Raw genomic sequence first — 23314 nt, forward strand, 5'->3', positions numbered from 1 at the left:
AACTGTGGCCGCCTTGGGTCTAGTCTCAATGACCACGGTTCATCCCATAACAACAACATCCGCGAGAACCGCCATGCCCCGCAGCAGCTCCGGCGTTCCGTCCGTTCGCGCCCCCCACCCCAGCATCCCGCGCCTGCCGCCGGCCCACGTGCCGCGCCCCCGGCTCACCGAACGCCTGCTCGCCGAACAGAGCCGCCTGCGCCTGCTCTGCGCCCCCGCCGGCTTCGGCAAGAGCGTGCTGTTCAGCGAGCTGCTGCTGGGCCTGCGTGACCCGGGCCAGGTGCTCTGGCTCAACCTCGCCGGCCAGGCGCTGCAACCCCAGCAACTGGTCGCGCAGATCGCCACCGCCCTGCAGCGCCCGGTGCCCGACCTGCCTGCGCCACTGGCCCTGCTGCAACTGCTGGACGGCGGCAACCAGCCCCTCTGGCTGGTGCTCGACGACTACCCCAGCCAGCCGCCCGCCGAACTCGACGCCTGCATCGACCAGCTCCTCGCCCGTGCCCTGCCCAACCTGCAGCTGCTGGTCAGCGCCCGCCAGCGGCCGGACTGGAACCTGCCGCGCCTGTTGCTGGCCGGCGAGCTGCAGGAGCTCGACGCCACCCAGCTCGCCCTCACACGTGACGAACTGGAGCGCCTGGTCGACCAGCTCGCCCCCCAGGCCAGCGAAGCCCAGCGCCAGGAGCTCTGGGAAGAAAGCGAAGGCTGGTGCGCCGGCACCCGCCTGCAACTGTCCAGCCGCAACCACCCCCACGCCGGCAACGCGGCAGCCACCACCCACTGCTGGCTCAAGGAATACCTCGACCACGAACTCCTCGCCCGCCTGGGTGAGGAAGAAGCCCGCTGCCTGTTCGCCCTGGTCCACCTGCCCAAGGTTTCCGCCGACCTGTGCCGCCAGCTGTGGGAAGAAAGCGACGGCGCCGACCTGTTCTCGCGCCTGCTCGCCCGCCAGGCCTTCTTCATGCCGCTGGACAACGACGGCCACTGGTACCGGGTACTCCCGGCCGTGGCCAAGGTCCTGCGCAACCGCATCTCCGCCACCGCCGCCGCGCACCTGCACCTGGCCGCCTGCCGGGTATTCATCGCCGCCGGCCAGGTGGAAGACGCCATCGAGCAAGCGCTCTGCGCCGGGCAACCGGAAGTCGCCGCCAACTACCTGGAGCACCTGGGCCAGGAATGGCTCACCGGCGAACAGCACCTCGCCCACCTGCTGGCCTGGCGCGGCCGCCTCCCCGCCCTGCTGCTGGAAAGCACGCCGCGCCTGCTCACCCTCAACGCCTGGGCCCTGCTGCTGGCCTGGCGCCTGGACGAAGCCGAGGACTGCATCCACAAGCTCGGCCGCTTCCTGCCCCAGGCCGACGCCCGCCGCAATCGCAAGCTGCTGGCCAACTGGCAGGCCCTGCACGGCGTGCTCGGCGCCCTGCGCGGCCGCCCCGGGCAGGACGCCACCCTGCACTGCCAGCAAGCCCTGGAGCACCTGCCCGAACGGGACTGGATGCCCATCCTGCTGTGCCACTCCGCCCTGGCCCGCATCGCCATGGCCAGCGGCCAACCCGACCTCGCCCCGGTGTGCCTGCACGACGCCCTGGAAATCGCCCGCCGCCAGGGCAGCCTGCTGTTCGAAACCCTGATCAACCTCGATCGCACCCGCCTGTTGCTGCTGCGCGGCGAATTCGCCCGCGCCCAGGGGCTGGTGACCCAGAGCTTCGCCCTGATCGGCCAGCGCAAGGCGGTGGACGGGCTGCTGCTCGGCCGCCTGCACCTGATCCAGGGCGAGCTGCACCTCATCCACGGCCGCCTCGACGAAGGCGAAGCCGAGCTGCGCATCGGCCTGGCACAAGCCCTGGAATGCGCCGATCCCTTCGCCCTGCACGGCTACCTCGGGCTGGCCGAGCTCTGCTCGCGGCGCGGCGAGTTCGACCAGGCCTTCGTCCACCTGCGCGATGCCGAGCGGGAGATGCATTGCCGCCAGGTCTGGCGGCTGTCCTTCAACGGCGTGCTCAGCCTGCAGAGCATGCGCGTGCTCGGCCGCCAGCAACGCTGGGATCGCGTCGAACCCGTGGGCCTGCGCGTCCAGCGCTACTTCGAAGGCGAAAGCCCCTGGATGCCACCCCTGGACTACCCCACCCTGCCGCTGCGCAACCTGCTCCTGCTGGCCCGTGTACACCTCGCGGAAGGTCGCGCCGAACAGGCCGAGGCCATGCTGCGCCCGCTGCTGCAGCGCTGCGAATTCCTCCAGTTCCGGCCGCTGGCCTGTGAAGTGGGCCTGGCCCTGGCCGAAGCGGCGCGCTGGCTCGGTCTCGAAGATGCCGCCAACCTGGAGCGCGATTCCCGGCAACAGGCCGCGAGCCTCGGCATGCAGGGCCTGCTGCAGGAATGGCCGGCCGCCGGCAGCGCTACCGGGCGCCCCGGCGTGGCGGGCGAGACCGACAACAGCAACCTGCTCAGCCAGCGCGAACGCTCGGTGCTGCAACTGCTCGCCGAAGGCTTCTCCAACCAGGAGATCGGCAGCTACCTGTTCATCTCGGTGAACACGGTGAAAACCCACACCAAGAAGATCAACAGCAAGCTCGGCGTGAAGCGCCGCACTCAAGCGGTGATGCGCGCCAAGAGCCTCGGCCTGCTGGTTTGAGGCCCACCCGCGACAATCCACCACAGGGCGCACCCGCCCTGCCTGTACATACCCCTCTGGAATGGGCCTTTCGAGAATATTTGACCCTGTAGTCAATTATTCATCAAAGCTACAGAAGCCCCGTTTTCCAGACACTTATGGCAACTATAAAAAACGCTGACTAACAGTCGCGCCGCCAATAACGGCAGGATGTCGCGGCCTCCCCAGTGGGTCCGGCATGGCCTGATGGACAGCCATTCATGTCAGGGATGTCATTTCCCGCCCACAGGGCCTCCGGATAGGCTTCGCAGCCAGTCCGGGCGGTGCTTTGAATCAAATGGCCGTTTCACCGGTCAATTGGTGACTTGTAGTTACTGCCGCGTTTAGCTTCAGAACTCCTTGAAGCACTCGCGGTTCGCCTGCAAAATGCCGCGCCCGCCGGTTCGCACCCTGTGCACCAGCGGTTTTGTGCTGATCCGCCCCCGCCAGAGCGCCAACGTAGTGCGCTGGTCAATCACAACGATCACGCAGGAGAATTTACGTGCACATCGGTGTTCCTCTCGAAACCCTGGCCGGTGAAACGCGGGTAGCCGCGACTCCCGAGACCATCAAGAAACTGATCGGCCAAGGCCATCAGGTCACCGTCCAGAGCGGTGCCGGCGTCAGCGCCAGCATCACCGACGCGGCCTATGAAGCCGTCGGCGCCACCATTGGCAGCGACGCCGCCGCCTTCGGAGCCGACCTGGTGCTGAAGGTCGTGGCCCCGTCCGACGCCGAACTGGCCCTCATGAAGGCCGGCACCGTGCTGGTCGGCATGCTCAACCCGTTCAGCAACGAGACCATCGCGCGCATGAATGCCCGCGGCATCACCGCCTTCGCCCTCGAAGCGGCGCCGCGCACCTCCCGCGCCCAGAGCCTCGATGTGCTGTCGTCCCAGGCCAACATCGCCGGCTACAAGTCCGTGCTGCTGGCCGCGCACCACTACCCGCGCTTCATGCCGATGCTGATGACCGCCGCCGGTACCGTTAAGGCCGCGCGCATCCTCATCCTCGGTGCCGGCGTCGCCGGTCTGCAGGCCATCGCCACGGCCAAGCGCCTGGGTGCGGTGATCGAGGCGTCCGACGTACGCCCCGCAGTGAAAGAGCAGATCGAATCCCTCGGCGCCAAGTTCGTCGACGTTCCCTTCGAGACCGACGAAGAGCGCGAATGCGCCCAGGGTGTTGGCGGTTACGCCCGCCCGATGCCGGCTTCGTGGATGGAGCGCCAGGCCAAGGCGGTGCACGAGCGCGCCAAGCAGGCCGACATCGTCATCACCACCGCACTGATCCCGGGCCGCAAGGCACCGACCCTGCTGCACGAAGCGACCGTCGCCGAAATGAAGCCGGGCTCCGTGGTCATCGACCTGGCAGCGGCCCAAGGCGGCAACTGCCCGCTGACCGAGGCCGAGCAGGTCGTGGTCAAGCACGGCGTCACCATCGTCGGCTACAGCAACCTCGCGGCCCTGGTGCCGGCGGACGCTTCGGCCCTCTATGCGCGCAACCTGCTGGACTTCCTCAAGCTGGTCCTCGACAAGGACGGCCAGTTCCACGTCAACCTCGAAGACGACATCGTCGCCGCGTGCCTGATGTGCCGCGACGGGCAAGTCGTCCGCACCAACGGCTAAGGGGCAGCGGACATGGATATGATTTCTGACGGCATCTACAACCTGATCATCTTCGTGCTGGCGATCTACGTCGGCTACCACGTGGTCTGGAACGTCACCCCCGCCCTGCACACCCCGCTGATGGCCGTGACCAACGCCATCTCGGCGATCGTGATCGTCGGCGCCATGCTGGCCGCCGCCCTCACCGTCACCCCGCTGGGCAAGGCGATGGGCACCCTGGCCGTGGCCCTGGCCGCAGTCAACGTCTTCGGTGGCTTCCTGGTCACCCGACGCATGCTGGAAATGTTCAAGAAGAAAGCGCCCAAGGCGTCGGCGGAGAAGCACTGACCATGAGCATGAACCTGATCACTGTTCTCTACCTCGTCGCCTCGGTGTGCTTCATCCAGGCACTCAAAGGCCTGTCGCACCCGACCACGTCCCGTCGCGGCAACCTGTTCGGCATGATCGGCATGGCCATCGCCGTGCTCACCACCATCGGCCTGATCTGGAAGCTGGGCGCCGAGCTGGCCACCCAGGGCATCGGCTACGTCATCGTCGGCCTGCTGGTCGGCGGCACCGCCGGCTCGATCATGGCCAAGCGCGTTGAAATGACCAAGATGCCGGAGCTGGTCGCCTTCATGCACAGCATGATCGGCCTGGCCGCCGTGTTCATCGCCATCGCCGCCGTCATCGAGCCGCAATCCCTGGGCATCGTTGCCGCCCTGGGTGATGCGATCCCGGCCGGTAACCGCCTGGAGCTGTTCCTCGGTGCAGCCATCGGCGCCATCACCTTCTCCGGCTCGGTGATCGCCTTCGGCAAGCTCTCGGGCAAGTACAAGTTCCGTCTGTTCCAAGGCGCACCGGTCCAGTTCAAGGGCCAGCACCTGGTCAACCTGGTGGTCGGCCTGGCCATCATCGGCCTGGGCCTGTACTTCACCCTCACCGGTGACATCCGTGCCTTCGCCCTGCTGGTGGCCCTGTCCTTCGTCATCGGCGTGCTGATCATCATCCCGATCGGCGGTGCCGACATGCCGGTCGTGGTGTCGATGCTCAACAGCTACTCGGGCTGGGCGGCGGCCGGTATCGGCTTCTCGCTGAACAACTCGATGCTGATCATCGCCGGCTCGCTGGTGGGTTCGTCCGGTGCAATCCTCTCGTACATCATGTGCAAGGCGATGAACCGCTCGTTCTTCAACGTCATCCTCGGTGGTTTCGGCGGTGCGGCAGAAGCGGTCGGCCCGGCTGGCGCCCAGGAAGCCCGCCCGGTGAAATCGGGTTCGAGCGACGACGCCGCCTTCCTGCTGACCAACGCCGACACCGTCATCATCGTCCCCGGCTACGGCCTGGCGGTGGCCCGTGCCCAGCACGCGCTGATGGAACTGGCTGAGAAGCTGACCCACCGCGGCGTGACCGTGAAGTACGCGATCCACCCGGTTGCCGGCCGTATGCCGGGCCACATGAACGTCCTGCTGGCCGAGGCCGAAGTGCCTTACGAGCAGGTGTTCGAGATGGAAGACATCAACTCCGAGTTCGGCCAGGCCGACGTGGTCCTGGTGCTCGGCGCCAACGACGTGGTCAACCCGGCTGCGAAGAACGATCCGAAGTCGCCGATCGCCGGCATGCCGATCCTCGAGGCCTACAAAGCCAAGACCGTGATCGTCAACAAGCGCTCGATGGCCAGCGGCTACGCCGGCCTGGACAACGAACTGTTCTACCTCGACAAGACCATGATGGTCTTCGGCGACGCCAAGAAAGTCATCGAAGACATGGTCAAGGCGGTCGACTGACCCCTGCCTCGCTCCACCGAAAACCCCGGCCTCGTGCCGGGGTTTTTCTTTTATGGGGGCTAGGGAACACAGGGCCACACCGTAGGATGGGTAGAGCGAAGCGAAACCCATCACCGAGCCACGCCGGATCGCGAATGAATTCGCTCCCACCCATGGCCGCACCCCGCTCGCGTCCTCTTATCCACCCCCGCTCTTCGACCTTGGTATAGAAGGCGTCGGCCTTCGGAGCCCCTAGACTGCGCGGCTCGTCTCCCCCGTTGTCCGAGGTTCCACCATGCACCCTGATCGCGTACGCCTGCCCTCGCTGCTGGGCAAGGTAATGAGTGCGGCCGATGCCGCGTCCCTCATCGAAGACGGCATGACCATCGGCATGAGCGGCTTCACCCGCGCCGGCGAAGCCAAGGCCGTGCCACGGGCACTGGCCGAGCGCGCCAAGCAGCAGCCTCTGCAGATCACCCTGATGACCGGGGCGAGCCTGGGCAACGACCTCGACAAGCAGCTCACCGAAGCCGGGGTGCTGGCCCGGCGCATGCCCTTCCAGGTGGACAGCACCCTGCGCAAGGCGATCAACGACGGCAGCGTCATGTTCATCGACCAGCACCTGTCGGAAACCGTCGAGCAGCTGCGCAACCACCAGCTCAAGCTGCCCGACATCGCCGTGATCGAAGCCGTGGCCATCACCGAGGAAGGCCACATCGTGCCCACCACCTCGGTGGGCAACTCGGCCAGCTTCGCCATCTTCGCCAAGCGGGTGATCGTCGAAATCAACCTGGCCCACGACACCAACCTCGAAGGCCTACACGACATCTATATCCCCACCTACCGGCCGACCCGCACGCCGATCCCGCTGACCCGCGTGGACGACCGCATCGGCGCCACGGCCATCCCCATCCCGCCGGAGAAGATCGCCGCCATCGTCTTCACCGAGCAGCCCGACTCGCTCTCCACCGTGCTGCCGCCGGATGCCGAAACCCAGGCCATCGCCGACCACCTGATCGCCTTCTTCGGCCGCGAGGTCGAGGCCGGGCGCCTGTCCAACAGCCTGGCGCCCCTGCAGGCCGGCATCGGCAGCATCGCCAACGCCGTGATGTGCGGGCTGATCGACTCACCCTTCCAGGACCTCAGCATGTACTCCGAGGTGCTGCAGGACTCCACCTTCGACCTGATCGACGCCGGCAAGCTCAGCTTCGCCTCCGGCAGCTCCATCACCCTCTCCGCGCGCCGCAACGCCGACGTCTTCGGCAACCTCGAGCGCTACAAGGACAAGCTCGTGCTGCGCCCGCAGGAGATCTCCAACCACCCCGAAGTGGTGCGCCGCCTGGGCATCATCGGCATCAACACCGCCCTGGAGTTCGACCTCTACGGCAACGTCAACTCCACCCACGTCGGCGGCACGAAGATGATGAACGGGATCGGCGGCTCGGGGGACTTCGCCCGCAACGCCCACCTGGCGATCTTCGTCACCAAGTCCATCGCCAAGGGCGGCGCCATCTCCAGCGTGGTGCCCATGGTCAGCCACGTGGACCACACCGAGCACGACGTCGACATCCTCGTCACCGAACAGGGCCTGGCCGACCTGCGCGGCCTGGCGCCCCGCGAGCGCGCCCGGGTGATCATCGACAACTGTGTGCACCCCGATTTCCGCGCCGCGCTGGGGGACTACTTCGAGCGCGCCTGCGCCAAGGGCGGCCACACACCCCACCTGCTGCGCGAAGCCATGGACTGGCACATCAACCTGGAAGAAACCGGGCGCATGCTCGCCAGCTGAGCACCGGTACAGCAGGCTTTTTACTGACATACAGGTCAAAAAACAGCTTGCGGTGAAAAGCCAACTGTACTGCTGACAAACCCTGCCGAAGTTCACTTCGGCAGTTAAAACTGCTGTTTCCAGTCATTTGCCGAGGGTTTCAACGGGACACCATTACAGCTGACCGAAATATTGCCAGCACAGTTAGTTAGCTTGCTCAGTACTACCCGTACAATTTCAATCAGCTGTGACTACATGGTCGTTTGTTCTGGACAGAAAATAGGCACCAGACAAACCCCTCTAGCCCCGCCACAAGCGGGAAGGAAGCGCCACCATGGAACGTACCCTCAGTTCCGACCTGATCTTCAACACCGAATCGACCGTCAAAGCCTCCTGGCCGCTGCGCGTCATCTCCACCCTGCTGATGTGGCAACGTCGTATCTCCAGCCGCCATCAGCTCGCGATGCTCGACTCCCGCCTGCTGGCCGACGCCGGCATCAGCGAGGCGCAGCGCGAACTGGAGCTGAACAAGCCCTTCTGGCGCTAAGCCCGAAGCGGCGCCAGCCGCACTGCAACACCTGACAGAACCCGCCGCAGAGGTATTGCCGGCGGGTTTCGTTTTTTCAGGGCCGCGAAAAGCGAACGGAACAGCCCGACGCAATAAGGCCGATACAGTTGCCGCCCCGCAACCACTGACCCAATACAATTGCGCCTTGCTGTCTCTGCCGCGCGGCGCACCCGCACGCCAATATGGTCTCCCATAACCCGAACCCGCCCTGGAGCGGGAAGGAAGACCGCCATGGAACGCAGCTTCGTTTCCCCTGCCCCCGCCGACTCCCCCCGGCAGCGCACCCCGCTGGCCATCCGCCTGTTCGCCCGCATCGCCGAGTGGCAGCGCAACCTGCGCACCCGCCATCAACTGGCACAGTTGAACGCACAACAGTTGGCGGATATCGGGCTCAGCGAGTGCGACCGCAGCCAGGAACTGGACAAGCCCTTCTGGCGCTAGGCAAGCAAGCCGTCGGGCACGGGGGCTTTTCGCCAGTACTGGAAGGGCCCCTGCCGCTTCGCTAGGCTTCACGCCATGGGGCGCCGCGCGTGCGGTGCCCTTCGTCCCGTACAGGAGTTATCCCCATGTCCCTTTCCCGCCTGCTTGGCGCGGCCACCCTGCTGGCCCTGGCCACCAGCGCCTCGGCCACCAGCTTCGTGGTCACCACTGATGCCGTCGTCGGTGCCGTCGGCGCCACCATGGATGCCACCTCGGATGTCACGTCCTCCCTGCGTGACGACAAGCTCGTGCTGGCCGCCCGCGACGACGCCGCCAGCTTCGTCGCCAGCTCCGGCGACATCCGTGGCGCACGCCTCGAAGCCGCCCTCGTGCACATCCGCAGCGCCCAGCCGCAGCTGCTGGCCAACGACCTGCAACTGGCCGAAGCCATCCTCGCCCTGTGACGCCCCTCCCGGCAGGCGCGCCCTGCGCCTGCCGGCCCCTGGCCCTGAACCCCGCATTCCGCTAGCCTTGGCGCCCGCCGTGCCCCGGGCCCGGCAGCCCCCTGCGCCGCTTCGCTCGGTTGGAACTGCGCCCGGGGTTTTTCGTCCAATGACCCGTACAGTTTTCACCTTCGGAGAGACCCCATGCGTCGCACGCTGATTGCCGCCGCCACCTCCCTCACCCTCGTTGCCGGCGCCGTCCAGGCACAGACCCTGGTTGCCACCAGCAATATCATCGTCCGCGCCTTCGGCCGCAGCATCGACTTCACCTCCGACACCACCACCTCGGTCCGCGACATGAAGGTGGTCCGCGAGGCCCGTGACGACGCCGCCAGTTTCGTCGCCAGCTCCGGCAACATCCGTGGCGTGCAGCTGGAAGCCGCCTTCAGCACCCTGCGCGAGCGCCTGCCGGAGGCCCGCGACGCCAGCGACGAAGCCCTGGCCCAAGCCATCCTCGCCCTCTGATCGCCAACTTGAGCGCACGCCTGCCCACTGTCCTGCGCTGGCTTTGCCTCGCGGGGATAGTGGCGAGCGCAACAGTTCGGGCCGACCTGCAACTGGACCTGAACAGTGACGGCCTGAGCGCGCCCCAGCGCCAGGCCAGCCAACAGTTGCTGGATGAAGCCCTCGCCGCCCTGCCGCCGAGCTTCATCCAGCGCCTCGACCGCCGCGTCGAGGTCACCTGGGCCGATGACCTGCCCGACAACGCCTACGGCCGCGCCACCCGTATCGACGCCCTCGGCCTCAACCGCGCCCTGCTGCCGGCCCTGGCCGATGGCAGCGCCGCCACCGAGAAAACCAACCGCCCCCACGGCACCGTGCGCCGCGAACTGCTGGCCACCGTGCTCCACGAACTCACCCACCTCTATGACCGCGCCCGCTGGCGCACCGCGGCCGAGCGCAGCCAGCAGTTCCGCTGCGGCCTGGCGGCCAGCAGCACCGGCCTGGTGGGCCAGCGTGGCGAATGCCGGGGACAGGTGGCGCGCCGCTTCAGCCTCAGCGACGACCCGCGCCTGCTCGACCTCGCCGGCTGGCCGCAACAGGTCGGTCGCCGGGGCGCACGCGAAGCGGAGAACCACCAGGCCGCGCGCAGCCCGGATCTCTACGAACTGAGCAACCCGCGCGAATTCGTCGCGGTGAACATGGAGTACTTCCTCCTCGACCCCGCCTTCGCCTGCCGCCGCCCGGCGCTGTACCGCTACCTGCGCCAGCACTTCGGCTGGGCCCCGGCGCAGCAGGCCGAGTGCGGCAAGGACCTGGCCTACCTCAACGCCGGGCGCGACTTCGGCCGCCAGCCCCTGGGCCGCCTCGACCCCGAGCGGGTCTATGAGGTGGATTACCTGTTCGCCGAGGCCAACGACAACTGGGTCAGCCGCTGGGGCCACAGCATGCTGCGCCTGGTCATCTGCGCCCCCGGCCGGCCCCGTGGACCCGACTGCCGCCTCGACCTCGACCAGCACCTGGTGCTGTCCTACCGCGCCTTCGTCGGCGACGTGCAGCTTTCCAGCTGGGACGGCCTCACCGGCGCCTACCCCTCGCGCCTGTTCGTGCTGCCGCTGTCCCAGGTGATCGACGAATACACCAAGGTGGAAATGCGCAGCCTCGCCTCGGTGCCGCTCAAGCTCGACCGCGAGCAGGTGGAGCAACTGGTGGAGCGCGCCGCCGAGATGCACTGGAGCTACGACGGCGACTACTGGTTCCTCTCCAACAATTGCGCGGTGGAAACCCTCAAGCTGCTACGCAGCGGCACCGACGACCCGCGCCTGAGCGACCTCGACAGCATCATGCCCAACGGCCTGCTGGCCCTGCTGGAAGGGCGCGGCGTAGCCGACCCGGAGCCGCTGCGCGACCCCAGGGAAGCCCTGCGTCTGGGCTACCGATTCGACTCCTTCCGCGACCGCTACCAGGCCATGTTCAGCATCGCCCGTGAACGCCTGAAGCTGCCGCAAGCCGACGTGGAAACCTGGCTCGACCTGCCCGGCGACCAGCGCCGCCCCTGGATCGCCAACGCCGACCTGCGCGCCAGCGCCGCCCTGCTGCTGCTGGAGCAGGCCGCCATGCGCAAGCAGATGCTGCTGGCCCAGGACGAGCTCAAGCGGCGCTACCTCGACAGCCGCGAGACGCTCGGCAACGCCGAGTTCTCCAAGGCCGGCGGCACCCTGGAGCAGATCCTCGCCAACAGCGGCTTCCTCAGCCGCCCGGCGGACATGCTCGAAGGTGGCTACGGCCTGCCCCAGACCAGCGAATGGCAGCGCCTGGAAGCCGAGAGCAGCAGCCGCCAGCTGAAGCTGCGTGGCCTCACCGATGATCTCGACCGAGAGCTGCACCAGCTCATCGACCCGCGCATCCTCGCCGAGCTGGACGCCGTGCAACTCAACCTCGACCAGCTCAGTGCCCACCTGCGCCAGCTGCACAAGGACGCCGGCGGCATCGAATTGCCCTGACGGCCTCGCCCTACAGATAGGCCGTAGGTCGGGTGCAACCCGACAACCCCGTGCATATTCGCGGGTTTCACCCGCCCTACTAGATGGCTGATGGCTCGGTCAGAGCGCCTCTTCCTGCTCTTCCGGCAGGCTCGGGTCCAGGTGCAGCCAGGGCAGGCGGCTGCGCACCCAGATGTGCCGGTCCGGCAGGGCCTGGGCCACGTCGTCCATCGTCGCGGTGGTCACATCCATGGTGTCCGGGGCCTGCTGGGTGAAGAGGCCGAGCAGGCAACCGCAGCCACCGCAGAAGTACCGCGAACAGCCGGGGGAGGAGTGGTATTCCGCCGGCTCGCCACGGGTCCAGGTGAAGGACGCCAGGGGCACGGTGATCCAGGTGGTGACGATGCCGCCGCTGGTGCGCCGGCAGTCCGAGCAGTGGCAGTGGGCGATATCGGTGAGCGGGGCGTCGAAGCGGTAGCGCAGCCGCCCACAATGGCAGCCGCCCATATGGACCTGGGTCATGGGTACATCCTCCTGTGCAGTGAGAAAACCTAGACGCTGAAATCCACCTCGGCCAATGGTCGGCTTGCGCGCGAGCGCAGCCTTGCACAAGATGGCCGCCTCTCCAACCGGACCACCGGACGTCGCTGTGATCCCATTGCTAGAGGCCCTCTGGCCCCTGTTCGCCCTGATAGTCGGCGGCTACGTGCTGCGCCTGGAGGGCTTCCCCGGCGATGCCTTCTGGCCTGCCGCCGAACGCCTCAACTACTTCATCCTCTTCCCCGCCCTGCTGTTCAGCAGCCTGGCCACGGCGCCGCTGGACAACCCCGCACTGCCGCGCCTGGCCCTGGCGGTACTGCTGGGCCTGGGCATTGCCTGGGCGGCCTTGCTAGTGACCAAGCGGGTGCTGGGCTGGCCGGCGGCGCGCTTCGGCGCCATCACCCAGGGCGTGCTGCGCTTCAACACCTACCTGGGGCTGGCGGCCATCGGCAGCCTGTTCGGCAAGGAGGGCCTGGCCATCGCCGCGCTGATGCTGGCGCTGATGGTGCCGACGGTGAACCTGCTGTCGGTGTGGTCGCTCACCGCCGAGCGCGGCGTCAGCTTCAAGGGCCTGCTGCTGCCGATCGCCAGGAACCCGCTGATCCTCGCCTGCCTCGCCGGCGCCGCTTACAACCTCGCCGGCTTCGGCCTGGGTGGCGGCATCGACCGCCTGCTCAACCTGTTCGCCGTGGCCAGCCTGCCCCTGGGCCTGCTCTGCGTCGGCGCGGCCCTGCAACCCCGCGAGCTGAGCGGCGAGCTGCCGGCCCTGGGCTGGAACTGCGCAGTGCGCCTGCTGGCCATGCCCGCCCTGGCCTTCTCCGTGGCGCGCCTGCTGGGCCTGCCGGCCATGGAGAGCAGCATCCTGGTGCTGTTCTTCGCCCTGCCCACCGCCCCCACCGCCTACGTGCTGACCCGCCAGCTGGGCGGCGACGGCCACCTGATGGCGGGGATCATCACGCTGCAGACGCTGCTGTCCGGAGCGACTCTGGTACTCGTACTGGCCCTGCTGCAGAGGGCAGCATGAACACCCGTTGGCGTTACGGGCTGCTGCCCTGCCTGGCGCTTCAGCCGGCCCTGGCTGCGCCAATTGAGGAACAGAACCCGTTCGTCCAGGGCGCCGTGTACGCCGGGGTCATCACCCTGTCGCCGTTTTTCACCCTCACCTTCAGCCTGCGCTCCATGGGCGGCGGCGAGCCCCGGTTGGTGCTGGTGCGCGACGATGCGGCGAGCTTTCTCGCCAGTGACGGGGCCATCCGTGGCGCCCAGCTGGAAAGCGCGCTGCAGGTGCTGCGCCAGCGCGAGGAGCTGGCACGGTACAGCGACCAGGAATTGGCCGAGGCGATACTCGCCCAACCGCTCTGAGCGCCGCCCGTCCGGAATTCGCCGCACGTTCACCGCCCGTTCGCTGCGAAAGCTGGCTGAAAGCTTCGCCCCTTAGCATCGCCCCACTGCCGGCAAAGACCGGCCGCCGGGCGCTGCATCCGCTCCGCCCGGCAACCCCGACAACAACAAGATGGGTGATTGCCATGCTCCGCTCCTGCCGCCTTCACGGCCTCGTTCCGCCTCCTCTCCGTACCCGACCCGCGCGCTGAACCCGCCCCGCCCTCGTCGCCCCTCGTCCGGAGATTCCCATGCTGACCTTCCTTGGCTTCGCCATGGTCATGACCTTCATGTACCTGATCATGACCAAGCGCCTGTCCGCGCTGATCGCGCTGATCATCGTCCCCATCGTCTTCGCCCTGCTCGGCGGCTTCGCGGCCGGCATCGGCCCGATGATGCTGGAGGGCATCGGCAAGCTCGCCCCCACCGGCGTGATGCTGATGTTCGCCATCCTCTACTTCGCCCTGATGATCGACTCCGGGCTGTTCGACCCCGCCGTGCGCGCCATCCTGCGGGTGGTCAAGGGCGACCCGCTGAAGGTCTCGGTGGGCACCGCCGCCCTGGCGCTGATCGTCTCTCTCGACGGTGACGGCGCCACCACCTACATGATCTGCGTGGCCGCCCTGCTGCCGCTCTACAGCCGCCTGGGCATGAGCCCGCTGATCATGGCGGGGCTGATCATCCTCGCCGGCGGCATCATGAACATGACCCCCTGGGGCGGCCCCACCGCCCGTGCCGCCAGCGCCCTGCACGTGGACCCGTCGGACATCTTCGTGCCGATGATCCCGGCCATGGTCGCCGGCGCCGTAGCGCTGTTCGCCCTGGCCTGGGTCTATGGCAAGCGTGAGCGGGCCCGCCTCGGCGTGCTGCAACTGCCGGACGAACAGATCAGCCACGACGAGATCAGCGTTTCCCAGTACCCGGAAGCGCGCCGGCCGAAACTGCTGTGGGTGAATGCGGCGCTGACGGCCACGCTGATGGTGACGCTGATCGCCGGCCTGCTGCCGCTGCCGGTGCTGTTCATGATCGCCTTCAGCATCGCCATGATCATCAACTACCCCTGTCTGCAGCAGCAGAAGGAGCGCGTCGCGGCCCATGCCGGCAACGTGCTGGCGGTGGTGGGGCTGATCTTCGCCGCGGGCATCTTCACCGGCATCCTCTCCGGCACCGGCATGGTGGAGGCGATGTCCAAGAGCCTGCTGGCGGTGATCCCGCCGTCCCTCGGGCCGTACATGGCGGTGATCACCGCGCTGGTGAGCATGCCCTTCACCTTCTTCATGTCCAACGACGCTTTTTATTACGGCGTGTTGCCGGTTCTCACCGAAGCGGCGGGCCATTACGGCATCAGCCCGGTGGAGATGGCGCGGGCCTCCATCGTAGGCCAGCCGGTGCACCTGCTCAGTCCGCTGGTGCCCTCCACCTACCTGCTGGTGGGTCTGGCGAAGATCGAATTCGGCGACCACCAGCGCTTCACATTGAAGTGGGCGGTGATGATCTGTCTGTGTATCCTGCTCGCCGCACTATTACTCGGCGTGTTCCCGCTGTTCGGTACACACTGAACCGCAGGCGACGCGCCCTCGCCGAAGCCGGAAATGCCCTCGCGCAGATTCCGGCTTCGTCGTGCTCCAACCCCCTGAACGCAGCAACGCACGAGGAAACCGCATCATGGAATGGCTGACCAGCCCGGAAATCTGGGTCGCCTTCTTCACCCTGACTGCCCTGGAGATCGTCCTGGGCATCGACAACATCATCATGATCGCCATCCTCGTGGGCCGCATGCCGCCGCACATGCAGGCACGCACCCGCTTCTTCGGCCTGGCGCTGGCGATGGTCACCCGCATCCTGCTGCTGCTGTCGATCACCTGGATCATGCGGCTCACCGCCGACCTGTTCCACGTCTTCGACCAGGGCATCTCGGGGCGCGACCTGATCCTGTTCTTCGGTGGCCTGTTCCTGTTGTGGAAGAGCAGCACCGAGATGTACCACAGCCTCGAAGGCGAGGATGAAACCGAGCAGCCGCAGGCCGGTGGCGCCGCGCGCAACTTCATCGGCACCATCATCCAGATCGCCATCATCGACATCGTGTTCTCCCTGGACTCGGTGATCACCGCCGTGGGCATGGTTTCCCACGTGCCGGTGATGGTCGCCGCCATCGTCGTCGCCGTGCTGGTGATGATGGCCGCCGCCGGCACCATCAGCGACTTCATCGACAAGCACCCGAGCCTGAAGATGCTGGCCCTGTCGTTCCTCGTGGTGGTCGGTACCGTGCTCATCGCCGAGTCGTTCGAAGTCCACGTGCCGAAGGGCTACGTCTACTTCGCCATGGCCTTCTCCCTGGCCGTGGAAGCCCTGAACATCCGCATGCGCACCGCGCGCAAGCGCAAGGAAGACCCGGTCAAGCTGCGCAAGGACATCCCCGGGGAATAAGCCCGGGCGTCATCGCCAGCTGAAATGAAGAACGGGGCCGAATGGCCCCGTTTTTCGTGGGTGGGTGGAAGACGGCTCACACCGGCTCGAAGCGCTCGCCTCGGAAGCAGCGCACCGGGTTGCCCCGTTCCACCCGGTGGTGGAACAGGCGCCGCTCGGCGCGCAGGGCGTCGTCGGCCTGTTCGGCGCGTTGTGCCAGGCGCTGGCCGATGAGGAGGATGGCCAGACGCTTGTTGGCGTGCTGGCTGCGCTCGCTCTGCACCTTGACGCTGATGCCGCTGGCCAGGTGGGTGGCGCGCACCGCCGAGTCGGTGGTGTTGACGTGCTGGCCGCCCGGGCCCGAGGAGCGCAGGGCTTCGAAGCGGATCTCGCCTTCCAGGCTGGCCGGTGGCGCGGCGAACCGCGCACCGCCGAAGAACCAGTTCTTGCGCCCGTGGTTGGGCCGGTAGGGACTGGGGCAGGTCCATTGCAGGGAGCCTTCCCAGTGCCCGGCCAGCTCGTCCGCACGCGCGCCGTCCAGGGCCAGGAGCACGGAGGCGAGCGTGCCGCGACGGGCGCCCTCCTCCCGCTCCAGCACCTGGGCCTGCACATCCAGCGTGGCGGCTTCGTCCAGCAGCCGGTGCAGCGCCTTGGCCACCGCCAGGGCGCATTCGTCCGGCCCCTGGGCCGCCGAGAGTTGCAGGAGGATCATCAGCAGCAGCCTCCCTTGGTCTTGTAGGTCAGCACCGGCTTGAGCCGCGCCAGCACCCGCACCAGACCGGCCTCGCGCAGGGCGCCGACTACCGAATCGATGGCCTTGTAGGCTTCCGGCGCTTCCTCGTAGATCAGCGCACGGTCGGCGCAGATCACCCGGCTGCCCAGGGCGGTGCGTTCCAGTTGCTCGACGCTGTAGCGCTTGGCGAGGCGGTCCTTGCACTCGCTGCGCATCCACTTGCGCCCAGCGCCGTGGGCCAGCGAGAGCAGGCTGCGCTCGTCGGCCACCGGTGCCACCAGGTAGCTGTAGTCGCCCCGGGAGCCGGGGATGACCATCACGCCCTGGTCCGCCGGCGTGGCGCCCTTGCGGTGCAGCCAGCCGTCGACGCCGCCGATGGCCGCGGCGGAGACGAGGTTGTGGTTCACGTCCAGCAGTTGCTCGCCGTCGGCACGCAGGCGTTCCAGCATGCGTCGGGCGATCAGTTGCCGGTTGGCCTCGGCGAAGCGCAGGGCGCCGTCGTGGCGGGCCAGGTAGTGCTCGGCATCGGCGCTGCCGGCTTCCAGGCCGGCGTGGCTGAAGCGGTCCACCTGCTCGCGCAGGATGGCTTCGCCCAGGCCACGGGAGCCGCTGTGCACCAGCAGGAGCAGGTGCTTGCGGTCGACGCCCAGGGCCGCCAGGGCCGCGTCGTCATAGGCTTCGTCGAGCTGCTGCAGCTCGGCGAAGTGGTTGCCGCCGCCGATGGTGCCCAGGGAACGCTCGTGCCCGCAGGACGGCAGGCCGAAGGCGGCGATCGCCTCCTGCCAGCTGTCGTCCAGCGGTGCGTCGAGGGAGCCCAGGCGCTTCTCCAGCTTGTCCAGGTGCAGCTTGGCGACCGGGATATCGGTGCGCCAGAAGGCCATGCCGCAGCCGATGTCGTTGCCCACCAGCGCCGGGTAGAAGCGGCCGCTGGAGAAGAACGCGGCGCCCACCGGGTAGCCGCGCCCCGGGTGCAGGTCCGGCATGCCGGCCACCCGTTGCATGCCCGGCAGGCGGGCGGTGGTTTCAAGTTGCTGGATCGCTTTTCCTTCGATCCAGGTGTCGTCCGCGGCGATCAGGGTGATGCCGTCGGACAAATTGCGAATGCAAGTGCCCATAGTCCAATCCAAATGGGTTGAAACGAAAAATGCTTGGATTTGGCAGGTCTGGGTCGGGCAGTGCGGAACCGTCGCGAAGAAGGACGGAAGAAGCGATTTAAGCCAGGCGCGACCTGCAAAGGGTGATCAGTGTTTGCATGATGGACCTCCTTTTGCTGTCGGTTGAGGGGAGAAGAAGGCGCGAATCCTAGGCCGATCCGCGCCGCTGCGCAATCCCCGTCATGCACGACTCATGATTGCCCGCACAAAGCCCGCAGGGCCGGGTCGCGCACCTGCAGCAGCTCGAACAGCCCCAGCGCCTGCAGCGCCGGCAGGGCGGCCAGCACCTCCAGTTCGGCGGCGGCGCGCTGCTGCGCCGGGGTGGCCGGGTCGCACCAGCACCGGGCGTTGATCAGGAAGGCGCCCACCGTGCCCTTGCGCACGCGGGTGCCGTTGAAGTCACGGTGGTCGAGATGGTCGGGGAGCAGGTCTTCGGCACGCATGGCGGTGTCCTCCTGTGGATGAGGGCCCATTCTGCGGCCGGGGACTTGGCTAAACTGCCTTATCCATGTCGATTGATAACGTGAAATTGCCAATGTCGCAGCCCCTGGTTTCACCCACTCTCGCCCAGGCAGACGGCGGCCCGCTGCTGGTCGCGGTGTGGCAGCACAGCCCCCTCGAACGCCAGACCGCCCTCCACTCCCACGCCCGTGGCCAGCTGCTCGGCGCTGGGCAGGGCCTGCTGTCGGTGACGGCGGCCGACAGCCATTGGGTGGTGCCGGCCACCCATGCGGTGTGGGTGCCGCCGGGTTGCGAGCATGCCCTGCGTTCCCACGGGCCCTTCGATGGCTGGAGCGTCTATGTGGCGCCGCAGGCGTGCCGGGAATTGCCGCAGACGCCCCGGATCATCGCCACCTCGGGCCTGCTGCGGGAGGCGGTGCGGCGTGCGACGGACTGGGGCGAGGGGCCGCTGGATGAGCGGCAGCTGCGCATCGCCGGGGTGATCCTCGACGAGCTGCAGGGCCTGCCGGAAGAACCCTTCGGCCTGCCGCTGCCGACGGACCCGCGCCTGCGGCGCATCTGCCAGGCACTGGCCGATGAGCTGGCGGACAACCGCAGCCTGGAGGCCTGGGCACAGTGGGCGGGGATGTCGTCCCGGACCCTGGCCCGGCGCTTCGTCGAGGAGACGGGCTTCGCCTTCGGCCAGTGGCGCCAGCGCGCACGCCTGCTGCGGGCCCTGGAGCGCCTGGCGGCGGGCGATGCGGTGACACGGGTGGCGCTGGAGCTGGGCTATGACAACGTCAGTGCGTTCATCGCCATGTTCCGGCGCCACTTCGGGGTGACGCCGGGTCGCTACTTCGCGCGCTAGTCGTCGCCGCCCACGGCGAAGTTGGGCAGGGAGTCCACCGGCTGGGCGAACTTGAAGGGGATGGATTCCAGCGCCAGGCCGACGTTGCGCTGGATGACGAAATGCAGGTGCGGGCCGGTACTGTTGCCGGTGTTGCCGGAACGGCCGATCTGCTCGCCGATGGCCACGCGCTGGCCTTCCTGGACCTTCACCGAGCCACGCATCAGGTGCAGGTAGACGCCCATGGTGCCGTCGTTGTGGAGGATGCGCACGAAGTTGCCGGAGGGGTTGTTGCCCCGGCCGCTCTGCTGGTTTTCGATCTTCACCACCATCCCTGGGCGGGCGGCGACGATGGGCGTGCCTTCAGGCATGGCCACGTCCTGTGCGTAGCGGCCCTTGGGGGTGAAGTGGCTGTACTGGCCGTTGGCGCCCTGGGTGAGGCGGAACGGGCCACCCAGCCAGGGCAGCGGGTAGTTGTAGAGCGAAGGCTGCTGCCGCGGGTCACCCAGGGCGTAGCGCAGGCGCGGCTTGTAGCGCATGGCCTTGCTGGCGTCGGCCGGGGCCAGGGTGGCGAGGCGGATCTTGCTGCGCGGTGGCAGCACCCAGCGGATGGGCTTGTCCGGCGCGCCCACGGCGTTGCTGACGTTGCTCAGGCTCAGCTCCACTTCCACCGGCGCGTAGAGGTCGTTGCGCACCAGCAGGGTTTCGCCGGCATCGTGCTTCTGGGTTTCCAGCTTCACCGAGAGGTCCAGGCGCTCGACCATGCGATCACGGAAAACGAACACCTGCGCGCCCGCGACGGCCTTGTCGGTGTAGGTGACCACGCCGTTGGCATCGGTGTACTTGTAGATGGTCAGCGCGCACGCCGGCAGGGCTGCCGCCAGCGAACCGCAGAGAAGAAGAATGCGCCCTAGCATGACTGCATGGATCTAGTGGTTATGGGTATCCCGGAGCTGGCAAGCCTAGCAGCGCCGCCGGCACCACGCGAGGCGCCGGCCGTCGGGCTGTGACGGGGTTGGCTCAGGCGCCGGGTACGAAATGTTTCTGCGCCGAGCCACGGGCGATCAGGCGCGAGAGGTAGTCGAGCTTCTGCGGGTCGCGGTCGACGAAGCGGAAAGTCAGCTGCAGCCACTCGCTGTCGGGCTTGGGCTCCAGGGCCGCCACCGAGTGCAGGTAGCCGTTGAGGCGCGCCACCTCGCCGCCTTCGCCCTGCTCCAGGTCGAGCACGGCGCTTTCCAGCACCTGGGGCAGCGGCTCGCCGCGCTTCACCACCAGATGGGCGTCCTTGAGGCTGATGGTTTTGATCACGCAGGAGAGCACGCCGCTGGGCAGGCGCAGCTGGGCCTGGCCACGACCACCCGGCGCCTGGCCGGCGGCCTTGGCCGACGGAGTGGGTGCAGCCGGTTTGGCCGCGGCCTTGGGTGCCGCGGCGGGCTTGACCACCTCGGCCTTGCCGCCGGTGAGGGCGGCCAGGGAATCATTGGCGAAGCCGCCGCTGCTGAGCATCTTCGGCGGCGCGCCGGCGGCCAGGGCTTCGAGCTTGCCGGCGCGGGCCAGCTGCTTCTTCACCTTGGTCACCAGCTGGTCGTTGGAGAAGGGTTTGCCGATGTAGTCGGAGACGCCGGCCTGGATGGCCTGCACCACGTTCTCCTTGTCGCCACGGCTGGTGACCATGACGAAGGGCGTGGTCTTCAGCGTGTCCTGGGAGCGGCACCAGGTGAGCAGCTCGAGGCCGGACATCTCCGGCATCTCCCAATCGCAGAGGATCAGGTCGACGGCCGAACGCGCCAGCATCTGCTGGGCCTTGCGCCCGTTGATCGCTTCTTCGATCTGGATGCCGGGGAAGTGATCGCGCAGCCCCTTCTTCACCAGATCGCGAATGAAGGACGCATCGTCCACTACCAGCACTGTCACCTTGCTCATCGACCACTCCTCAGAGAACGGGCGTAAGCATAGCCTCGGCTGATAGCGCTTTGCCAAACTGAATGCGACATCGCGCACCCTTTCGGGTGAAAGGTGGTTTCAGGGATGGTGCCGGGGCATTGAAAGGCACGGGTTTCGTGAGGCTCGCGGAGCACGAAGACGTCGCGCACTCCACCCTACGCGAGGCCGTGCCAATGAGCTGTGGTTGGGGCCCCGTCGGTGATGCACCCTACGACACGCATTCATCCTGTCGAGTGCTCAGTTCGAATCGCCATAGGCAGAGTCGATGATTCATGACCACCGTCCCAAGGACTTGGCTTCCCACGTTCAAATGAATCCGCGCCCACAAAGGTGAGGCATGGGGCGCCACCGAGCGGGCGACGCTTCGCGAGCAGAGCTCGCTCCTACGGTGGAGATGGAGCAGGCGGGGAAGGTGGTTGGGGCCACCCACGAAAACGCCCGGCATGGCCGGGCGTTTTCCTGAAGCGGGGCGGGTCAGCTGGCAGGGGTGTCGCCGCCCTTGTTGGCGGTGCCCTTCACTTCTTCCTGCATGCGCGCCAGGCCCATGTGGCGGACGTCGGTACCGCGCACCAGGTAGATCACCAGCTCGGCGATGTTGCGTGCGTGGTCGCCGATGCGCTCCAGGGAACGCAGGGCCCAGATGATGTTGAGCACGCGGCTGATGGCGCGCGGGTCTTCCATCATGTAGGTGACCAGCTCGCGCAGGGCGGTCTTGTACTCGCGGTCGATGGTCTTGTCGTACTGGGCCACGGACAGGGCCAGGTCGGCATCGAAGCGGGCGAAGGCGTCCAGCGACTCCTGCACCATGCGACGCACCTGGTCGCCGATGTGGCGGACTTCGACGTAGCCGCGCGGCGACACGCCTTCTTCGCAGAGCTGGATGGCGCGGCGGGCGATCTTCGAGGACTCGTCGCCAATGCGCTCCAGGTCGATCACCGACTTGGAGATGCTGATGATCAGGCGCAGGTCGGAGGCCGCCGGCTGGCGACGGGCGAGGATGCGTACGCACTCCTCGTCGATGTTGCGCTCCATCTGGTTGATCTGGTCGTCGATCTCGCGCACCTGCTGGGCCAGGCCCGAATCGGCGTCGATCAGCGCGGTGACGGCGTCGTTGACCTGTTTCTCCACCAGGCCGCCCATCGCCAGGAGGTGGCTGCGCACGTCCTCCAGTTCGGCGTTGAACTGCTGGGAGATGTGATGGGTGAGGCTGTCTTTGTCGATCATGTTCGCTCCGCGAAAGCTGGAAGCTTGAAGCCAGAAGCTTGAAGCCTGTTTATCGGTGCCCGTCGTCCAACCTCCAGCTTCAAGCTTCCCGCTTCAAGCTGGCGTTCATGCGACTAGCCATAGCGACCGGTGATGTAGTCCTCGGTCTGCTTCTTGGCCGGGTTGGTGAACAGGGTATCGGTATCGCCGAATTCGATCAGCTTGCCCATGTACATGAACGCCGTGTAGTCGGAGACGCGCGCGGCCTGCTGCATGTTGTGGGTGACGATGACGATGGTGTACTTGCTCTTCAGCTCGTAGATCAGCTCTTCCACCTTGAGGGTGGAGATCGGGTCCAGGGCCGAGCAGGGTTCGTCGAGCAGCAGCACTTCGGGTTCGACCGCGATGGTGCGGGCGATGACCAGACGCTGCTGCTGGCCGCCGGAGAGGCCGAGGGCGGATTCGTGCAGGCGGTCCTTGACCTCCTCCCACAGCGCCGCGCCCTTGAGGGCCCATTCAACGGCTTCGTCGAGCACGCGCTTCTTGTTGATGCCCTGGATGCGCAGGCCGTAGACGACGTTCTCGTAGATGCTCTTGGGGAAGGGGTTGGGCTTCTGGAACACCATGCCGACGCGGCGGCGCAGCTCGGCCACTTCCTCGCCCTTGCGGTAGATGTTGTTGCCGTCGAGGCGGATCTCGCCATCGACGCGGCAGCCATCCACCAGGTCGTTCATGCGGTTGAAGCAGCGCAGCAGCGTGGACTTGCCGCAGCCGGACGGACCGATGAAGGCGGTCACGCGCTGTTTCGGGATGTTCATCTGCACGTCGTACAGGGCCTGCTTCTCGCCGTAGTACAGGTTGAGGCCGGGCACTTCGAGGGCAACGGTTTCCTCGGCCAGGCTCAGGCTCTGCTTGCTGCGGCCGAGGGCGGAAATGTTGACGCCGTGGCTATGGCTTTCGTGTTGCAT

At 67.2% G+C, this 23314-nt stretch carries 23 protein-coding genes; 15 read left to right on the plus strand and 8 right to left on the minus strand.

From position 1 onward, the window contains the following. The first annotated feature begins 73 nt into the window (after positions 1-73). From PI990_RS30820 to PI990_RS30865, 10 genes are all read left to right on the plus strand, one after another. Positions 74-2629, plus strand: coding sequence for a LuxR C-terminal-related transcriptional regulator (locus PI990_RS30820; protein ID WP_271659429.1), 2556 nt, complete (start codon positions 74-76; stop codon positions 2627-2629). A 520-nt stretch (positions 2630-3149) separates the two neighbouring features. Further along, on the plus strand, positions 3150-4271 hold the full coding sequence (locus tag PI990_RS30825) for a Re/Si-specific NAD(P)(+) transhydrogenase subunit alpha (RefSeq protein WP_021217424.1): 1122 nt from the start codon (positions 3150-3152) through the stop codon (positions 4269-4271). 12 nt (positions 4272-4283) lie between these two features. Then, the gene (locus PI990_RS30830; RefSeq protein ID WP_021217425.1) at positions 4284-4598 is read left to right on the plus strand and encodes an NAD(P) transhydrogenase subunit alpha; all 315 of its coding nucleotides are present in this window, start codon (positions 4284-4286) and stop codon (positions 4596-4598) included. Positions 4599-4600: 2 nt separating this feature from the next. After that, positions 4601-6037, plus strand: a complete 1437-nt coding sequence (locus PI990_RS30835; RefSeq protein ID WP_271659430.1) for an NAD(P)(+) transhydrogenase (Re/Si-specific) subunit beta — start codon at positions 4601-4603, stop codon at positions 6035-6037. Positions 6038-6311: 274 nt separating this feature from the next. Further along, complete coding sequence (locus PI990_RS30840; RefSeq protein ID WP_271659431.1) at positions 6312-7805, plus strand: acetyl-CoA hydrolase/transferase family protein; 1494 nt, start codon at positions 6312-6314, stop codon at positions 7803-7805. Positions 7806-8118: 313 nt separating this feature from the next. Next, positions 8119-8331 carry a DUF1127 domain-containing protein gene (locus PI990_RS30845; protein WP_271659432.1) on the plus strand — a complete coding sequence of 71 codons (213 nt, stop codon included), beginning with the start codon at positions 8119-8121 and terminating at the stop codon, positions 8329-8331. A 252-nt stretch (positions 8332-8583) separates the two neighbouring features. Continuing rightward, positions 8584-8793, plus strand: coding sequence for a DUF1127 domain-containing protein (locus PI990_RS30850; RefSeq protein WP_021222303.1), 210 nt, complete (start codon positions 8584-8586; stop codon positions 8791-8793). 125 nt (positions 8794-8918) lie between these two features. After that, complete coding sequence (locus PI990_RS30855) at positions 8919-9236, plus strand: DUF2388 domain-containing protein (RefSeq protein ID WP_271659433.1); 318 nt, start codon at positions 8919-8921, stop codon at positions 9234-9236. A 183-nt stretch (positions 9237-9419) separates the two neighbouring features. Then, the gene (locus PI990_RS30860; protein WP_271659434.1) at positions 9420-9740 is read left to right on the plus strand and encodes a DUF2388 domain-containing protein; all 321 of its coding nucleotides are present in this window, start codon (positions 9420-9422) and stop codon (positions 9738-9740) included. 20 nt (positions 9741-9760) lie between these two features. Beyond that, positions 9761-11719 (plus strand): DUF7844 domain-containing protein, encoded by a 1959-nt coding sequence (locus PI990_RS30865; RefSeq protein WP_271661383.1) that lies wholly within the window; start codon positions 9761-9763, stop codon positions 11717-11719. Between the two features lie 99 nt (positions 11720-11818). Here the strand turns inward: PI990_RS30865 and PI990_RS30870 are convergent, their stop codons facing one another. Next, the gene (locus PI990_RS30870) at positions 11819-12220 is read right to left on the minus strand and encodes a GFA family protein (RefSeq protein WP_263403891.1); all 402 of its coding nucleotides are present in this window, start codon (positions 12218-12220) and stop codon (positions 11819-11821) included. 91 nt (positions 12221-12311) lie between these two features. Here PI990_RS30870 and PI990_RS30875 point away from each other — a divergent pair, with 91 nt between their 5' ends. The 4 genes from PI990_RS30875 to PI990_RS30890 all read left to right on the plus strand — a co-directional run bounded on the left by PI990_RS30875 (position 12312) and on the right by PI990_RS30890 (position 16045). Then, on the plus strand, positions 12312-13262 hold the full coding sequence (locus PI990_RS30875; protein ID WP_271661384.1) for an AEC family transporter: 951 nt from the start codon (positions 12312-12314) through the stop codon (positions 13260-13262). Then, positions 13259-13600 carry a DUF2388 domain-containing protein gene (locus tag PI990_RS30880; RefSeq protein ID WP_271659435.1) on the plus strand — a complete coding sequence of 114 codons (342 nt, stop codon included), beginning with the start codon at positions 13259-13261 and terminating at the stop codon, positions 13598-13600. The genes PI990_RS30875 and PI990_RS30880 overlap by 4 nt, the downstream gene beginning before the upstream one ends. Before the next feature lie 269 nt (positions 13601-13869). Then, positions 13870-15177, plus strand: a complete 1308-nt coding sequence (locus tag PI990_RS30885; RefSeq protein WP_021222310.1) for a CitMHS family transporter — start codon at positions 13870-13872, stop codon at positions 15175-15177. A 106-nt stretch (positions 15178-15283) separates the two neighbouring features. Beyond that, positions 15284-16045, plus strand: coding sequence for a TerC family protein (locus PI990_RS30890; protein ID WP_021222311.1), 762 nt, complete (start codon positions 15284-15286; stop codon positions 16043-16045). A gap of 76 nt (positions 16046-16121) precedes the next feature. Here the strand turns inward: PI990_RS30890 and prfH are convergent, their stop codons facing one another. From prfH to PI990_RS30905, 3 genes are all read right to left on the minus strand, one after another. After that, complete coding sequence (gene prfH, locus PI990_RS30895; RefSeq protein WP_263403888.1) at positions 16122-16736, minus strand: peptide chain release factor H; 615 nt, start codon at positions 16734-16736, stop codon at positions 16122-16124. Further along, positions 16736-17872, minus strand: coding sequence for an RNA ligase RtcB family protein (locus PI990_RS30900; protein WP_271659436.1), 1137 nt, complete (start codon positions 17870-17872; stop codon positions 16736-16738). The genes prfH and PI990_RS30900 overlap by 1 nt, the downstream gene beginning before the upstream one ends. A 230-nt stretch (positions 17873-18102) precedes the next feature. After that, complete coding sequence (locus tag PI990_RS30905; RefSeq protein WP_271659437.1) at positions 18103-18354, minus strand: hypothetical protein; 252 nt, start codon at positions 18352-18354, stop codon at positions 18103-18105. Between the two features lie 92 nt (positions 18355-18446). Here PI990_RS30905 and PI990_RS30910 point away from each other — a divergent pair, with 92 nt between their 5' ends. Then, positions 18447-19220, plus strand: coding sequence for an AraC family transcriptional regulator (locus PI990_RS30910; RefSeq protein WP_184491989.1), 774 nt, complete (start codon positions 18447-18449; stop codon positions 19218-19220). On the opposite strand, the gene PI990_RS30915 is transcribed toward PI990_RS30910, so the two are convergent. The 4 genes from PI990_RS30915 to pstB form a co-directional block, all read right to left on the minus strand. Continuing rightward, the gene (locus tag PI990_RS30915; protein ID WP_184491990.1) at positions 19217-20116 is read right to left on the minus strand and encodes a peptidoglycan DD-metalloendopeptidase family protein; all 900 of its coding nucleotides are present in this window, start codon (positions 20114-20116) and stop codon (positions 19217-19219) included. The genes PI990_RS30910 and PI990_RS30915 overlap by 4 nt on opposite strands. A gap of 103 nt (positions 20117-20219) precedes the next feature. Then, on the minus strand, positions 20220-21122 hold the full coding sequence (locus PI990_RS30920; protein WP_021222317.1) for a response regulator: 903 nt from the start codon (positions 21120-21122) through the stop codon (positions 20220-20222). 495 nt (positions 21123-21617) lie between these two features. Further along, complete coding sequence (gene phoU, locus PI990_RS30925; RefSeq protein ID WP_184491991.1) at positions 21618-22367, minus strand: phosphate signaling complex protein PhoU; 750 nt, start codon at positions 22365-22367, stop codon at positions 21618-21620. A 113-nt stretch (positions 22368-22480) separates the two neighbouring features. After that, positions 22481-23314 (minus strand): phosphate ABC transporter ATP-binding protein PstB, encoded by an 834-nt coding sequence (gene pstB / locus PI990_RS30930; protein ID WP_021222319.1) that lies wholly within the window; start codon positions 23312-23314, stop codon positions 22481-22483.

This window comes from Pseudomonas sp. TUM22785, assembly GCF_028198105.1.
Lineage (GTDB): Bacteria > Pseudomonadota > Gammaproteobacteria > Pseudomonadales > Pseudomonadaceae > Metapseudomonas > Metapseudomonas solani.